The 15,189-nt window shown below is 64.8% G+C and carries 14 protein-coding genes and 1 pseudogene; 8 read left to right on the top strand and 7 right to left on the bottom strand.

The window, feature by feature from the left end:
• The first annotated feature begins 7 nt into the window (after nt 1–7).
• The 4 genes and pseudogenes from EET10_RS01230 to EET10_RS01215 form a co-directional block, all read left to right on the top strand.
• Nucleotides 8–1,516: a PE family protein gene (locus EET10_RS01230; RefSeq protein WP_063466751.1), complete on the top strand. Its 1,509-nt coding sequence runs from the start codon at nt 8–10 to the stop codon at nt 1,514–1,516.
• A 175-nt stretch (nt 1,517–1,691) separates the two neighbouring features.
• Nucleotides 1,692–3,173 carry a PE family protein gene (locus EET10_RS01225; protein ID WP_036399230.1) on the top strand — a complete coding sequence of 494 codons (1,482 nt, stop codon included), beginning with the start codon at nt 1,692–1,694 and terminating at the stop codon, nt 3,171–3,173.
• 133 nt (nt 3,174–3,306) lie between these two features.
• Nucleotides 3,307–4,863, top strand: coding sequence for a PE family protein (locus EET10_RS01220; protein WP_063466752.1), 1,557 nt, complete (start codon nt 3,307–3,309; stop codon nt 4,861–4,863).
• 198 nt (nt 4,864–5,061) lie between these two features.
• Nucleotides 5,062–5,232 (top strand): annotated as a pseudogene (locus EET10_RS01215) (PE-PPE domain-containing protein); the annotation flags it as partial.
• A gap of 405 nt (nt 5,233–5,637) precedes the next feature.
• Here EET10_RS01215 and EET10_RS01210 read toward each other — a convergent pair.
• The 3 genes from EET10_RS01210 to EET10_RS01200 all read right to left on the bottom strand — a co-directional run bounded on the left by EET10_RS01210 (nt 5,638) and on the right by EET10_RS01200 (nt 7,263).
• Nucleotides 5,638–5,904, bottom strand: a complete 267-nt coding sequence (locus tag EET10_RS01210) for a hypothetical protein (protein WP_136622871.1) — start codon at nt 5,902–5,904, stop codon at nt 5,638–5,640.
• Nucleotides 5,905–5,929: 25 nt separating this feature from the next.
• The gene (locus EET10_RS01205) at nt 5,930–6,382 is read right to left on the bottom strand and encodes a hypothetical protein (RefSeq protein WP_136622870.1); all 453 of its coding nucleotides are present in this window, start codon (nt 6,380–6,382) and stop codon (nt 5,930–5,932) included.
• 248 nt (nt 6,383–6,630) lie between these two features.
• Nucleotides 6,631–7,263 carry a TetR/AcrR family transcriptional regulator gene (locus EET10_RS01200; RefSeq protein WP_036399235.1) on the bottom strand — a complete coding sequence of 211 codons (633 nt, stop codon included), beginning with the start codon at nt 7,261–7,263 and terminating at the stop codon, nt 6,631–6,633.
• A gap of 183 nt (nt 7,264–7,446) precedes the next feature.
• On the opposite strand from EET10_RS01200, the gene EET10_RS01195 reads away from it, so the two are divergent.
• Entirely contained in the window at nt 7,447–7,572 is a 126-nt protein-coding gene (locus tag EET10_RS01195; RefSeq protein ID WP_099187902.1) for a hypothetical protein, read from the top strand.
• A 273-nt stretch (nt 7,573–7,845) separates the two neighbouring features.
• Entirely contained in the window at nt 7,846–9,309 is a 1,464-nt protein-coding gene (locus tag EET10_RS01190) for a PE-PPE domain-containing protein (protein WP_099187900.1), read from the top strand.
• 38 nt (nt 9,310–9,347) lie between these two features.
• Here the strand turns inward: EET10_RS01190 and EET10_RS01185 are convergent, their stop codons facing one another.
• The 4 genes from EET10_RS01185 to EET10_RS01170 all read right to left on the bottom strand — a co-directional run bounded on the left by EET10_RS01185 (nt 9,348) and on the right by EET10_RS01170 (nt 12,924).
• Entirely contained in the window at nt 9,348–10,772 is a 1,425-nt protein-coding gene (locus EET10_RS01185; RefSeq protein ID WP_063466754.1) for an NAD(P)(+) transhydrogenase (Re/Si-specific) subunit beta, read from the bottom strand.
• Entirely contained in the window at nt 10,769–11,104 is a 336-nt protein-coding gene (locus tag EET10_RS01180; RefSeq protein ID WP_036399237.1) for an NAD(P) transhydrogenase subunit alpha part 2, read from the bottom strand. Before EET10_RS01180 ends, EET10_RS01185 begins: the two co-directional genes overlap by 4 nt.
• A 4-nt stretch (nt 11,105–11,108) precedes the next feature.
• Nucleotides 11,109–12,218 carry a Re/Si-specific NAD(P)(+) transhydrogenase subunit alpha gene (locus EET10_RS01175; protein WP_122501832.1) on the bottom strand — a complete coding sequence of 370 codons (1,110 nt, stop codon included), beginning with the start codon at nt 12,216–12,218 and terminating at the stop codon, nt 11,109–11,111.
• A gap of 244 nt (nt 12,219–12,462) precedes the next feature.
• Nucleotides 12,463–12,924 (bottom strand): nuclear transport factor 2 family protein, encoded by a 462-nt coding sequence (locus EET10_RS01170; protein ID WP_036399748.1) that lies wholly within the window; start codon nt 12,922–12,924, stop codon nt 12,463–12,465.
• A gap of 151 nt (nt 12,925–13,075) precedes the next feature.
• On the opposite strand from EET10_RS01170, the gene EET10_RS01165 reads away from it, so the two are divergent.
• Complete coding sequence (locus EET10_RS01165) at nt 13,076–14,296, top strand: acyl-CoA dehydrogenase family protein (protein ID WP_099188611.1); 1,221 nt, start codon at nt 13,076–13,078, stop codon at nt 14,294–14,296.
• Nucleotides 14,289–15,101 (top strand): tyrosine-protein phosphatase, encoded by an 813-nt coding sequence (locus EET10_RS01160; protein ID WP_036399240.1) that lies wholly within the window; start codon nt 14,289–14,291, stop codon nt 15,099–15,101. The genes EET10_RS01165 and EET10_RS01160 overlap by 8 nt, the downstream gene beginning before the upstream one ends.
• Nucleotides 15,102–15,189: the final 88 nt, after the last annotated feature.

Genomic DNA, 15,189 nt, shown 5'->3' with positions numbered 1-15,189 from the left:
CGGGGAGATGTCGTATGTGTTTACTGCCCCGCAGTTTTTGGCGTCTGCCGCGACCGATGTCGACGGTATCGCCGCAGCGGTCGGCGTGGCCAACGCGGCGGCTGCCGGACCGACGGCCAATCTGCTGGCAGCGGCCGGTGACGAGGTTTCGGCGGCTACCGCGGCGCTGTTCAATGCCTACGCCCGGGAGTACCAGGCGGTCGTCAGGCAGGCTGCTATGTTTCAGCAGGAGTTCACCGAATTGCTGGCCGCCGCGGCGGGCGCCTATACACAGGCCGAGGCCGCCAACGCGGCCCTGGTAAGCGGGGCTCTGAACGGGGCCCTGTCGAATGCGCGGGACGCGGTCACCACACCGATCCAGTCGCTGTTGACCAGCGCTGCGGCCGGCACCGGCGGATCCAGCGCGCTGACTGCGGTGCCGGCCGCGGCCTCGCAAATCGCGCTGATCATGGGCGGCACCGGAAACCCCGACCCCGACCCCAAATACCTGAATCGAATCAACGTCAAATACATTCAGCACCTCTTCCCCGGGGCCATCCCGAAGGCGCTCTTCACACCCGAGCAGTTCTGGCCGGTTACCCCCCAACTCGGCAACCTGACGTTCAACCAGTCCGTCGCCCAGGGTGTGACGGCGCTGAACAATGCCATCAACGCCCAAATAGCCATGGGAAACAAGGTCATCGCGTTCGGCTATTCGCAGAGTGCCACCATCGTCAACAACGAAATCAACGCCCTCATATCAGCGGGCGCACCCCATGCCGGCGACATCTCCTTTGTCATGATCGGCAATCCCAATACCCCCGACGGCGGAATACTGTCGCGATTCCCCGGCTTCTATATCCCGTTCCTGGATGTGTCGTTCAATGGCGCGACGCCGCCGAACAGCCCTTATGCGACAACCATCTACACCGCCCAGTACGACGGCATCGCCAACGCGCCGCGCTATCCGCTCAACATCTTGTCGGACATCAACGCCTTCATGGGCTACTTCTATGTCCACAACACCTATCCCACGCTCACGGCCAGCGAGCTCGCCAACGCGGTGCCGCTGCCGACGTCTCCTGGCTACGCGGGCCACACCCAGTACTACATGCTGTTGACTCAGGACCTGCCCCTGGTCCAGCCGATTCGCGACATTCCCTACGCCGGACCGCCGATCGCCGACCTGTTCCAGCCGCAGTTGCGCGTACTCGTCGACCTGGGCTACGGCGACTACGGACCGAACTACGCAAATGTTCCCACTCCGGCCGGGCTGCTCTCGATCCCTAACCCGTTCGCTGTCGGCTACTACCTGGCCCTGGGAAGCCTGCAGGCGCCCTACGCCGCCGCGGTGGAAATCGGTGTGGAAGCCGGATTCTGGGGCCCGGAGTGGTTCCCCCAGGCCTATCCGTGGATTCCGTCCATCAATCCGGGGCTGCATTTCTATATCGGCCAGCCCGAGGTGACATTGCTGTCCCTGGCGAGCGGGGGCCTCGGGTCGCTGCTGCATCTGATTCCGCCGCCCGTCTTCCCATGAGACGACGGCGCATGGCCTGGTCGCCGCGAGTTCAGGGAGTTCAGGTCCGCCGGAAACGTGGAATCGCCGGACTTCCCCGCGGGACCGCTTTAGTCTCTGTTCATACGTGATACCCGCAGTCGCAGGCCCGCTCCGTGTTCGAACGGGAGGCGCCCGGTTTGCAAAGGACTTAGCGATGTCGTATTTGCTCACTGCGCCAGAAATGGTGGCGGCGGCCGCCACTGATCTGGACGGGATCGCGGCGGCGCTCCACACGGCCAACGCGGCCGCGGCTGGCTCCACGACGGGATTGCTTGCGGCGGCCGAAGACGAGGTGTCGGCGGCTGTCGCGACACTGTTTGGCGCCTTCGGTCAGGAGTATCAGGCTGTCGTCACCCTGGCGACCGAGTTTCACAACGAGTTCACCCAGGCACTGGCCGCGGCGGCGAACGCCTACGCGCAAGCCGAAACCACGGCGTGCGGCGCGCTGAACGCATTCGGCACGCAAGTCCAGACCCTGTTGACCCCGCTGCTTCCCAATGGCGGCGCCGGTGGCATCAACCCGCCGTCGATAACCAGCCTCGGCACGCAGGTCGCCTTCATCATGGGCGGCACCGGTATCCCGGACCCCGACCCGATGTATGTGACAGGCGCTCAGACGCTGTTCATCCAGCCCCGTTTCCCGGGTTTTCTCTCGGATGCCCTGCACACGCCCGAGCAGTTCTGGCCCACCACTCCGAATCTGGGCAACCTGACGTTCGGCCGGTCCGTGGCCGAGGGTGTGGCTACTTTGAGCAACGCGCTCACTACGCAATTCAGCACCGCGGGCAACAGCGCCGTCGTTTACGGCTACTCGCAGAGCGCCGTGATTGCCACCATCGAAATACGCCATTTGATGGCCCAAGTCACCCCGCCGAGCCCCAGCGACCTGGGCTTCGTGCTGACCGGTAACCCGAACAATCCCAACGGCGGCGTCCTGCAACGCTTCACCGGCCTGTATGTGCCGGTCCTGGATGTGCTGTTCAACGGCGCGACGCCGCCGGATTCGCCCTACCCGACTGTCATCTACACCAACCAGTACGACGGCACCGGCAACTTCCCGCAATACCCGCTCAATCTCCTGGCGGACCTGAACGCCATGATCGGAATAGTCGACGGCACGCATTTCTACGTCGGCTTGCCACCGGACCAGGTTGCCAACGCTGTGCACCTGCCGACTTCCCCGGGCTACACCGGCAACACCGACTACTTCCTGGGTCTCACTCAGAAGCTGCCGCTGACCAGCCTCATTCGTCCGATTCCCTATGTGGGGACGCCACTTGCCGAGCTGGTCCAGCCGGACCTGCGGGTGCTCGTCGATTTGGGCTACTCCGACTACGGGCCGGGTCTGAGCTATGCGGACATTCCCACCCCCGCCTCGTTCCTGTCGGTTCCCAACCCGTTCGCCGTCAGCTACTACCTGGCCAAGGGCGCCGGGCAGGGAGTCCAAGCCAGCCTGGTGAATCTCGGTTGGTTGCCGCCGTCCTACATACCCACTGGGTATCCGTACGCTCCGTCGGTGGCCCCGGGTCTGAACTTCTTTGTGGGTCAGCCGAGCGTGACCGGCCTGTCCCTGCTGACCGGGGCCCTGGGCACCGCGGCCAAAGATCTGGGATGGATTCCGCCGTGGTGGGATTGATTCCGCCCATGCCGAGGCTTGCGCCTTGCTAATATCACATATTCGCTGACCGGCTGAAACCCCCGTTTTCCAGTGCAAGAACAGCTTGCTCATTCCCGCTGGGAAACGCCGGATCGTCAGGGGAGGACTTGCAATGACGCACCTCATCGCTGCGCCCGAAATGATGGTGTCGGCGGCTACAAATGCGGTGAAGATTGGTTCGGCAATCAGCGCGGCCGGCGCGGCCGCAGCGGGGTCGACGACCAATGTGCTGGCGGCAGCCGCCGACGAGGTGTCGGCGGCGATCGCGAAACTCTTCGGCGCATACGGCCAGCAGCTTCAGGCGGCCCTCACGCAAGCCACCGCGTTTCACGACGAGTTCGTCCAGACGCTGGCCGGTGCGGCAACCACCTACGCGCAAGCCGAGGCCGCCAATGCCGCCGCGGTGGCCAATGCTCTCGGCGGACTCAACGCGCAGGTCCAGAGCCTGCTCGCCCCGGCGGTCACCAACTCCACCACCGCGCCGACGCTGATGGCTGCCGCGGCGCCCGCCGCCTCCACGGTGGCGCTGGTCATGGGCGGAACCTTCGACCCGGAGCCCTTCCCCATCTACGTATCGCTGATCGACAACGCCTACATCCAGCCCTTCTTCCCCGGCGCAAACCCGACGGGCGTGAGTTACCCCGCCCAGCTGTGGCCGCTCACCATATTCCAAGGCAACCTGACGCTCAACGAGTCCGTCGCCCAGGGCATGACGGATCTGACTAATGCGATCAATTCTCAGATCGGCGCGGGAAATCCCGTCGTCAATTTCGGGTTCTCGCAAAGCGCTGTGGTTTCCACCAACGTGATCACCGAACTGATGGCTCTGCCCCCTGGCATGCGGCCCGACCCCAGCCAGCTGTCGTTCGTGCTGGCCGGTAATCCCGCAACGCCCAACGGGGGCTTCTTCACCCGATTTCCAGGCATTACCATCCCCTGGTTGGACATAACATTCACCGAAGCGACCCCACCGGATTCTCCCTACCCGACCACCATTTACGCCACCCAATACGACCCGGCCAGCGACTTCCCGCGCTACCCGCTCAATTTCTTGGCCGACCTCAACGCGCTAATGAGCACCGGACGACACGATTTGTACCCAAATCTCGACGTTAACGACGCGGTACGGTTGCCGACGTCTCCGGGGTATAACGGCAACACCCAGTACTACATGTTCATGACCAAGGACCTGCCATTGCTCCACCCGCTTCGCGACATCCCCTTTGTAGGTGAGCCGCTCGCCGAGCTCATCCAGCCCAATCTGCGGGTGCTGGTCGATTTGGGCTACTCCGACTGGGGAAACGGCCAGGACTACGCGAATGTCGTAACCCCGGCCAGCCTGTTTTCCATACCCGACCCCTTCGTCGTCGGCCGAGAATTGGTCGACGGCACCGTCAAGGGTGTCCAAGCCTCGCTCGTGGAAGTAGGCGTATTGCCGCAGTCGGTACTGCCGAACGAATACCCGTATCTTCCGACGCTGGACACCGACGTGAATTTCTACGCGGGCCAGCCAACCGTGACGGACATATCTTTGCTGACTCGCGCCGTCGGGCCGCTGCTGGACTTGATTCCGCCCATCCACCACATTCCTGCGCTGACTCCGTTAGCACTTCCGTTGATTCCGTTAGTACTTCCGTTGATTCAGCCATCACTTCCGTTGCTCGGGTAGCGCAGCTCAGGTGTAAGCCGAGAACTCCTGCTGACGCCTGCCAGGCCACGCTCGTCGGGAAGGACGGGCTCGTCGGGAAGGACAGGACGGACAGGCGATGTCGTACGTGCTCACCGCCCCCCGAGATGGTGGCGACCGCGGCCACCGACGTAGCGGGCATCCGATCTGCGATCAGCACGGACCGACCACCAGATCAACGCTCTCGGTAACAGTGTCGTCGTTTTCGGCTGCTCGCAGAGCGCCACGATCGCCACCAACGAGGTCAACGCCCTCATGGCCGCCGGTGCGCCATACACCGGCCAGCTGTCGTTCATGCTGGCCAGCAATCCCAACAACCCCGACGGGGGCATCCTCGCCCGGTTTCCGGGTTTCTCTGGGTGAAGCCGACGATGGGCGGCCAGCACCGCCATCACCCGCGGGTCCCCGAACGGCAGCCCGGGGACGTGTTGACCGTCGATCTGTGACGGTCGGGTCACCTGGGTAAAGGTGGCCACATCCGGAGCGGACCGAGCATCGGCTGCTTGCGCGTCGCACAGACGCTGGTTGGCGTGCTCGCCAACCGCCCGAAGGGCCTTCCAGTTCTCGGCGGTGACCCGCCTGCCGATGCCGAAGTCGCGGGTGTTGCAGATGACCGTCTCGGTGCGCAACGCTCGCTGCTCCTTGAAGTACTGCTTGATCCGGCCGGCCTTGTAATAGCAGCTGATCTGCGGATCAACCCCCTTGGTGATCACCTTGGTGCGCCAGCTGCCCGGGGTGGTAGCGATGATGCGCCGATCAAAGATCAGCGACACCGATTCCGAGCCGCCCGATATCCAGGTGATCGCGGAGGAGTTGCTCGAAACGACCGGCCCGCCGATTCACCGCACCCGCGCCGAGCCGGTCACAGATCCGCTGCAACGCTGCGGGATCCTCACAAACGCGAAATCCGTTGTCCAGCGCGGTGTAGCCGATGCCGAGCCGCTCGCACCGGCGCTGCGCCCAGGTATGCCCGTTGAGCCAGATCCACACCGGCCACGGCGCGTAGGCGTTGGTCTTCCACAACGCCCCCACCCCACTCGGGATCCCATCAGTAGAAGTAGAAATGGTTGACGAAACCCATCTGCCGACCCCACTCCATGTGCGGATGCGCCGCGTGTTCTTGGCCCTTGGCCTTCCAGGACCGCCACACCGGCGTTTTCTCCTGCGCGATGCCGATCAACACCACTTTCCCGTCGCCGCCCTCGCGTTCGGCCGCCTCGATCAACGGGCGGGCAATTTCCTCCTTGTTCTCGCCCTTGGCGAACCGACGCACCGGAACACCGTGCGCCTTGGCCCACCGGTACACCTCGGCGACGTAGGCGTCGCCGATCGTGCCGAACGCCGCCGACAAGGGAATACCGAACCCTTTCTGCCAGTACAGGAACTGGCACACCCCGCCCACCGACTGCAGCTTCGGCACATACGCCTGCAAAAAGATCCGATCCACCGATCGACAGGTGAGCGTCACATGATCCCGCAGTGGAGTCGCATAGTCGGCCATCACCGCCTCCTTGGCCTGAACAACCTGAGGCTACGACCGACCTCCGAACACGGAGATCCCTCGTCTCACCAGCTCACTCGGCCGAACGGCCGAGCATCACCCAACCAACGCTTACGTATGAGGACGCTCGCTTTCTATAGCTATAGCCAGACCGCCAACAACGGGCCTGTCGGTGCTCCGCTGCACGCTCGGGTCGATCCTGCATCTGATTCCGCCGGTGAATCCCTAACGGCCGACGGGTATCGTCGCTACGGTCCCAGCGGAGAATTCCTGCGGATCGACTCGTCGCGAATCAGCCCGCGCAGCAGCGCGGTGCTGAATTCGGCCGCGATCTCTTTGGCGGTGCGCCGTCCGCTCGGCCGCAGCCAGCGGTAGCTGCCCAGGGTCATCCCGATGTAGCCCAGCGCCACCACATGGGAGTCGCATTCGTAGAACTCGCCGCTGGCGATGCCGCGGTCGATGAGGCCGTGGACGTGCTCGTAGACCTGGGCTTCCTTCTCGCGAACCTCCGCCACCTGTTCGCTGGTGAACCATTCGGTGATGTAGGGCTGCTCCTGGAAGTACACCGCGGCCCGTTCCGGATTGCGCGCAATGCCGGTGAGCAGCCGCACGGTGTACTGGTAGAGCGCTTCGCGCGCGGTCCAGGACGGGTCGTCGTGCACGGCGGCCAGCGTGCCCTCGGCAGCCTGGCGATAGATGTCGAACAGGATCAACGCCTTACTGGCGTAGTAGTGGTACACCGTCGCCTTGTTCAGCCCGATCACGTCGGCGACGTCATCCATCCTGGTGCCGTGATAGCCGCGGGCAGCAAACAGCTTTGTGGCAACGGCCAGCAACTCCTCACGGCGCGAAAGCCCGTTCTCGGACGGCGTTTGTGGCATCGGTACTCGCTATCTCGCTGCCCGCGGGGCTCGGCGCCCCGAATCAAGGCTTAACCAATCAACTGGTTGGACAGTCTAGGCAGGGGCGGCACCGCCTGTCGCACCGACGCGGATCCGACTAGACTCCTGGGCGACCAAGTCGCGAGTCGATAGCGAGTCGATAGCGAGTCGAGAGGTGCAGTAATGGATCCAAGTCCTGACTACGACGTGAGCGACGAAATCGAGTTCTTCTTCAATTACCTGACCTGGGGCATCCGCGGGGTCCAGGACGGCAACGGCTATCCGCCGCCGGCCTATCCGCCCGTCTAGATATTCAGCGCCACCAGCGCGACCAACGAAACCGACAAGCTCCCGCGCGGCCGGCTAGCCCTGTTCGGCGACCTGCCGTTGGTAACGATCGCCTGATCCCAACCGGCCGCGATCGCGACCTTGGGGCCCAGCGGAAGCTGGAGTGGCCAAAATGCCGGATGTCCCGGCAGGACTTCTTTTAGGCTCTGGGCACCCGCTGTTGGGCCGGCCGCGCTTGGAAGGGCCGGTCCCCTTTTGACGGGTAATGGCCTTCGGTGTCGGACAGGAGACGAGATGCCCAGTGTGATCGCGGTCCCCGAGATGCTGGCGACGGCGGCCGCCGACGTGGATGGGATCGGTTCGGCGATTAGCGCGGCCGGTGCCGCCGCTGCGGGCCCAACGGCCCGTGTGCTGGCGGCGTCCGCCGATGAGGTGTCGGCGGCCGCTGCGGCGCTGTTTCGCGCATACGCCCGCGATTGTCAGGCGGTCCTGAACCAGGCCGGGGCCTTCCACAGCGAATTCACCCAGGCGCTGGCCGCCGCTGGGGCCGCCTACGCGCAGGCCGAGGCCGCCAACGCCGCGGCCATGTCGGGTGCACTTGACGCGCTTGACGCGCCAGTCCAGGCGCTGCTGGGACTGGGCAACCCCGGACCCGGCGGCGCCGTCACTGCGCCGACTTCGAATGTGATGTTGTCCGGCAACCCGGTCACGGCGTTAATCATGGGCGGCACCGGGTATCCGGTCTTTCCTGCGCCTGTCTTGGCGGCCCTTGACAGCGCGTACATCCAGCCAATTTTCGGGCCCAACAACCCGGTCGCCCAATACACGCCCGAGCAGTGGTGGCCGTTTATCGGGCAGCTGTCACTCGACCAGTCCATCGCCCAGGGCGTCACTTTGCTGAACAACGGAATCAACGCCGAACTACAAAATGGGCATGATGTCGTCGTTTTCGGCTATTCGCAAAGCGCCGCGGTAGCCACCAATGAGATACGTGCGCTTATGGCGCTACCACTTGCCCAACAGCCAGACCCCAGCCGGCTGGCTTTCATGATGATCGGCAATATCAATAACCCCAACGGCGGTATTCTGGAGCGTTACACCGGCCTTTACATCCCGTTCATGGATGTGTCGTTCGACGGTGCAACGCCACCGAATTCTCCCTACCAGACCTACATCTACACCGGCCAATACGACGGCTACGCCCACAACCCGCAATACCCGCTCAATATTTTGTCCGACATCAACGCCTTCATGGGCATCAGATTGGTCCACAACGCGTATCCCGTCACGGCCGCCGACGTTGCGAATGCCGTGCCATTGCCGACATCCCCGGGCTCCACCGGCAACACCCATTACTACATGTTTTTGACCCAGGACCTCCCGTTGCTGCAACCCCTTCGCGACATTCCCTTTGTCGGGCCCCCGCTCGCCGACCTGATCCAGCCGGACCTCCGGGTGTTGGTCGATTTGGGCTACGGCTACGGCTACGCGGATGTGCCCACCCCCGCCAGCTTGTTCGGATTCGTCAACCCGATCACAGTGATCTCCCACCTGGCGACAGGGGCCGTGCAAGGCCCGCAAGCCGCGCTGGTGGATATCGGCGTGTTACCGCAGTCCTCGCTGCCGGATACCTATCCCTATGTTCCGTCGGCGAATCCCGGCCTGGTGTTCAACGTCGGCCAGTCGAGTGTGACAGAGCTGTCGTTGCTGAGTGGCGCCCTTGGGTCCATAGCGCGATTGATTCCGCCTGTCATGTGAGACAGCCGCGCGCCGGCATCAGCCAACCGGGTACCGGGCTACAGCGCCTTGAGTTCCTCGGTGACCTCGGACACCGACTTCTTTGCATCCCCGAACAGCATCGTGGTGCCGTCGGCGTAGAACAGCGGGTTGTCGATACCCGCGAACCCGGAGTTCATCGAGCGCTTGAGCACGATCACCGACTTGGCCTTGTCGACGTTGAGGATCGGCATGCCGTAGATCGGGCTGGACGCGTCGTTGCGGGCTGCCGGATTGGTGACGTCGTTGGCCCCGATGACGATCGCGACGTCAGTGCGGGCGAACTCGTCGTTGATGTCGTCCATGTCCTTCATCGCGTCGTAGTCGACTTCGGCCTCGGCCAGCAGCACATTCATGTGCCCGGGCATCCGACCGGCCACCGGGTGGATGGCGTATTTGACCGTCACTCCCTTGTCCTCCAGCAATGACGCCATGTCCTTGACGGCATGCTGTGCCTGCGCCACGGCCAGCCCATAGCCCGGCACCACGATGACCTGGTTGGCGTAGGCCATCTGAATCGCGGCGTCGGCCGCCGACGTGGCCTTGACGTGCTTGTCGCCGCCGCCGTCGCCGCTGGGGGCCACGCCGCCGCCCCCGAAACCGCCCGCGACGATGGCCGGAATCGAGCGGTTCATCGCCTTGGCCATCAGGTTGGTCAGGATGGAGCCGGATGCGCCGACAATCATGCCGGCCACGATCATCGCGGTGTTGTTCAGCGCCAATCCGGCCGCTGCGGCGGACAGCCCGGTCATGGCGTTGAGCATCGAGATCACCACCGGCATATCGGCACCGCCGATGGGTAGCACCACCATCAGACCCAGCACACCGGCGGCGGCCAGCAGTCCGATCATCCACCACAGCGACACGCCGCCGCTGCCGGGATGCGCACCCAGCCCGATCACCACCGCAGCCACGACGGCGGCCGCCAGAAGCAGCAGGTTGACAGGCTGCTGCGCCTTGCCGAGGCCGATCGGGCGGCCGGAGATGATTTCCTGCAGCTTGCCGAACGCGATGATCGATCCCCAGAACGAAATCGATCCGATGATGGCGGCGAACAGCGAGGCCACCACGATGTGCACGGTCGGCGACTCGCCATGCTGGAACGCCGAGAAGCCGGTGGTTTCGATGAACTCCGCGAGCGCGATGAGCGCCACCGTTCCACCACCGACGCCGTTGAAGAACGCCACCAGCTGCGGCATGGCGGTCATCTTGGTCAGCCGCGCCGGCGGCACGCCGAGCACCACACCCACGACGAGGCCCGCGATGATCAGCGGCCATTGGCTGGTGTGCCGGATCATGACCAGTGTGGCCGCCACGGCGATGGTCATGCCGACCGCAGCAATGAGGTTGCCGCGCACCGCGGTCTTGGGCCCGGTCAGACCCATCAGACCGTAGATGAACAGGGAGAACGAGACGATGTAGAGGCCGATCACCAAGTAGTTCATTTGGCTGCCGGCTCCTGGATCTTGGGCTGTTCCTTAGCCTGCGGCTTCTTGCCCTTGAACATGCCGAGCATCCGGTCGGTGACGATGAAGCCGCCGATGACGTTCAGCGTGCCGAACACCACCGCGACGAACATGATGATCTGCACGGCCAGCGACGGGTGCTCGACCTCCCCGAACACCACCAGCGCACCGAGCACCACGATGCCGTGGATCGCGTTGGTTCCCGACATCAGTGGGGTGTGCAGCGTGTTGGGCACTTTGGAAATCACCGCGAACCCCACGAACCCGGACAGCACCAGGATCGCCAGGTTCTCCAACAGTTGGTCGTACATCTTTCTAGGAGTCCTCTCGGTCCTGTGCGCGGGTCACACACGATTCCGCGATGACTTCGTCGTCGAAGTCGGGAGCCAGCTTGCCGTCCTTGACCAGGAGCTCCAGCAGGGCCGTGATGTTCTTGCTGTATAGCTCACTGGCGTGCTCGGGCATGGTCGCCGGCAGATTCAGCGGCGAGGCGATGGTGACTCCGTGCTTGACCACCGTCTTACCGGGCTCGGTCAACTCGCAGTTGCCACCGGTCTCACCGGCCAGGTCCACCACGACACTGCCGGGCTTCATGGCTTCCACCGCGGCGGCGGTCACCAGCCGCGGCGCGGGCCTGCCCGGTACCAGCGCAGTGGTGATCACCACGTCGAAGCCGCTGATCGCCTCTTCCAGAGCCTTCTGCTGCTGGACACGCTCCTCGTCGGCCAGCTCGCGGGCGTATCCGCCCTCACCCGAAGCCGTGACTCCGACCTCCAGCCACTGCGCCCCGACCGATCGGACCTGGTCGGCCACTTCGGGCCGCACGTCGTAGCCGGTGGTGCGCGCACCCAGCCGTTTGGCCGTCGCCAACGCCTGCAGGCCGGCCACGCCGACACCGAGAACCAGCACCGTGGCCGGCTTCACCGTTCCCGCCGCGGTGGTCAGCATCGGGAAGAACCGGGTCGACTCCGATGCGGCAAGCAGCACCGCCTTGTAGCCGGCGACGTTGGCCTGCGACGACAGCGCATCCATGACCTGGGCCCGGGAGATGCGGGGAACGGCCTCAAGCGCGAAGGCCTGCACGCCGGCTTGCTTGAGCGCACCGATCGAGTTGTCGGCGTTGCGCGGAGCCAGGAAGCCGATCAGGGTCTGCCCGCTGTGCAGTCGGCCCACCTCCTCGGCGGTCGGCGGCGCGACCTTGACGACGACGTCGGCAGCCCACGCATCTCCGATGGTGGCTCCCGCATCGGTGTAGTGCTCGTCGGGTAGCAGCGCCCGCTGACCGGCACCGGACTCGACCACGACGGCAACACCACTGTTCACCAGTGAGGCGACCGCTTTGGGTACCAGCGCAACGCGGCGCTCGTCGGGCCGTGACTCGGCCACCACCCCTACCCTGATGGTGTGGGTCTGCGCATCTGTCATGGCGCGTACATCTACTTTCCTCATACTTTCGGGTACGTTCCTGCGTGATGGATATTCCGCCGGCTCGGCCGCGCGCCTGGCTACCATAACGCGTGCCCGGTTCACCACCGATTTGCGACCGTTCAGGTCGAGGTGCCGACAACCCTCAGCACACTGGTTGATAGTTCGCCGCTCGATGCGGATCCGGTAGCCGCCAGGCTGTTGTGGCGACACAAAGTGAGGTTGTGTGACGCAGCGACGGGCCTCACCAGAGCGGGATGTCCAGCCCGTGTTCGGAAGCCGGTCGCGGACCGAACCAGCGCCGCTCGGATTCGGCGATTCGCACGTCATTGATGCTGGCCTCGCGGCGCGCCATCAGCCCAGACGAGGTGAATTCCCACAGCTCGTTGCCGTAGCTGCGATACCACTGACCGGTGTGGTCGCGACACTCGTACTGGAACCGCACCGCGATGCGGCTGTCGTGGAAGTCCCACAAGCTCTTGCGCAGCGCGTAGTCGAGCTCGCGCTGCCACTTGCGGGTCAGAAAGGCCACGATCTGGTCCCTGCCGACGATGTGTTCGTCGCGGTTCCGCCATTGCGAGTCGACGGTGTAGGCCAGGCTGACACGGTGAGGGTCGCGAGTGTTCCAGGCATCCTCCGCGGCCTGGACCTTCTGGGTGGCCGTGTCGACGGTGAACGGCGGGAACGGGGGGCGGCTCTCGGTCATGACGCCCATTCCATCGCGAACAGACACAAACGCACCTTGATATCGGCGTGTCGCGGCGCCTATGCGTCTGCTCGTGAGCCGGGCGGTGCCCGCGGCCCGGGCCGGCAGCACGTGTCCTACGGTGCTTTAGGGTGGCGGAATGGACTTCGCGATGTCGCCCAAGGCCGTCGAATACCACCAGCGGTTGTCCGACTTCATGACGGAGCACGTCTTCCCGGCCGAGTACGACTACGAGAGATATCGCCAGGAAGCTGGCCCCGATGACCACACCGTGCCGCCGATCACCGAGGAACTCAAAATCAAGGCCAAAGAACGCGGCCTGTGGAACCTGTTCCTGCCGGCGGAGTCGGGCTTGACCAACCTGGAGTACGCGCCACTGGCCGAGCTGACCGGGTGGAGCCTGGAGATCGCGCCCGAGGCATTGAACTGCGCGGCGCCCGACACCGGCAACATGGAGATCTTGCACATGTTCGGCACCGACGAGCAGCGCCGGCAGTGGCTGCAACCGTTGCTGGACGGCGAGATTCGCAGCGCGTTCTCCATGACCGAGCCCGCGGTCGCCAGCAGCGACGCCCGCAATATCGAAACCACGATCTCCCGAGACGGCGGCGACTACGTCATCAATGGCCGCAAATGGTGGACGTCGGGCGCGTCGGACCCACGCTGCAAGATCTTGATCGTGATGGGGCGCACCAACCCCGACGCGGCCGCCCACCAACAGCAGTCGATGATCTTGGTGCCGATGGACACCCCCGGGGTGACGATCGTCCGTTCCACCCCAGTCTTCGGCTGGCAGGATCAGCACGGCCACTGCGAGGTGAGCTACGACAACGTCCGGGTGCCGGCAACCAACCTGCTCGGCGAAGAAGGCTCGGGCTTCGCGATCGCCCAGGCCCGGCTGGGACCGGGCCGCATCCACCACTGCATGCGCGCACTGGGCGGAGCCGAACGGGCACTGGCGCTCATGGTGGACCGGGCGCGCAACCGGGTGGCGTTCGGCCGCCCGCTGGCCGAACAGGGCGTGGTCCAGCAGGCAATTGCCAAGTCCCGCAACGAAATCGACCAAGCAAGGCTGCTATGCGAGAAGGCGGCTTGGACCATCGACCAGCACGGCAACAAGGAGGCACGTCACCTGGTCGCGATGATCAAGGCGGTGGCACCGCAAGTCGCGTGTGACGTCATCGACCGGGCGATCCAAGTACACGGCGCCGCCGGGGTCAGCGACGACACCCCGCTGGCCAGGCTCTACAGCTGGCATCGTGCGATGCGGATCTTCGACGGACCCGACGAGGTGCACCTGCGATCGATCGCGCGCGCCGAGCTGGGGCGGGAGAAATCCGCGTTCGCCGCAGCGGTCACCCGACATGGCTGACCTGGAACTACCGGGCGCATGGAACTTTCGTGACGTTGCCGAGAGCACCGCGCTGAGGCCGGGGCGGCTGTTTCGCTCCAGCGAGCTCAGTCGCCTCGACGACGCCGGCCGCGAAACGCTGCGCCGGCTGGCCATCACCGATGTCGCCGACCTGCGCTCGTCACGGGAGGTCGTCCGGCGCGGTCCGGGACGACTGCCTGCCGGCGTCGACATCCACCTCCTGCCGTTCCCCGACCTGGCCGACGACGACGCCGGGGCCGACGCCGACGCGCCACACGAACACGCGTTTCGGCAGCTCATGACCAACAGCCCGGACGGCGAATCAATCGACCAGGCCGCCGTCCGTTACATGACCGACGAATATCGCCAATTCCCCACGCGTACCGGTGCCCAACGGGCGCTGCAGCGCGTCGTCACCTTGCTGTCCGGCGGGCGGGCGGTGCTCACGCATTGCTTTGCGGGCAAGGACCGCACGGGCTTCGTGGTTGCCACCGTGCTGGAAGCCATTGGCGTCGACCGCGACGCCATCCTGACCGACTTCCTGCGCAGCAATGACGCGGTGCCGCAGTTGCGGGAACAAATCTCGGAAATGATCCGGCAGCGCTCCGACACCGAACTGACGCCCGAGGTGGTGACCTTCACGGAAGCCCGACTGTCCGACGGCGTGCTCGGCGTCCGGCCGGAGTACCTGGCCGCGTCGTGGCAGACGATCGATCAGACCTGGGGGTCGGTCGGCGCATACCTGCGCGACGCGGGGATTACGGCGGCCGATGTCGGCCGGCTCCGCGACGCGCTACTGGGCTGAACACCGATCTTTGAGGTCGGCCCAAAGGCCAGACACGATCGCGGAATCGCCTTACGCTCAACGGGTACCCGACATGTGCACCCCGTCG

It is taken from the genome of Mycobacterium pseudokansasii (assembly GCF_900566075.1).
GTDB classification, from domain to species: Bacteria; Actinomycetota; Actinomycetes; order Mycobacteriales; family Mycobacteriaceae; genus Mycobacterium; species Mycobacterium pseudokansasii.
This window is presented reverse-complemented; position numbering and strand designations above follow the sequence as displayed.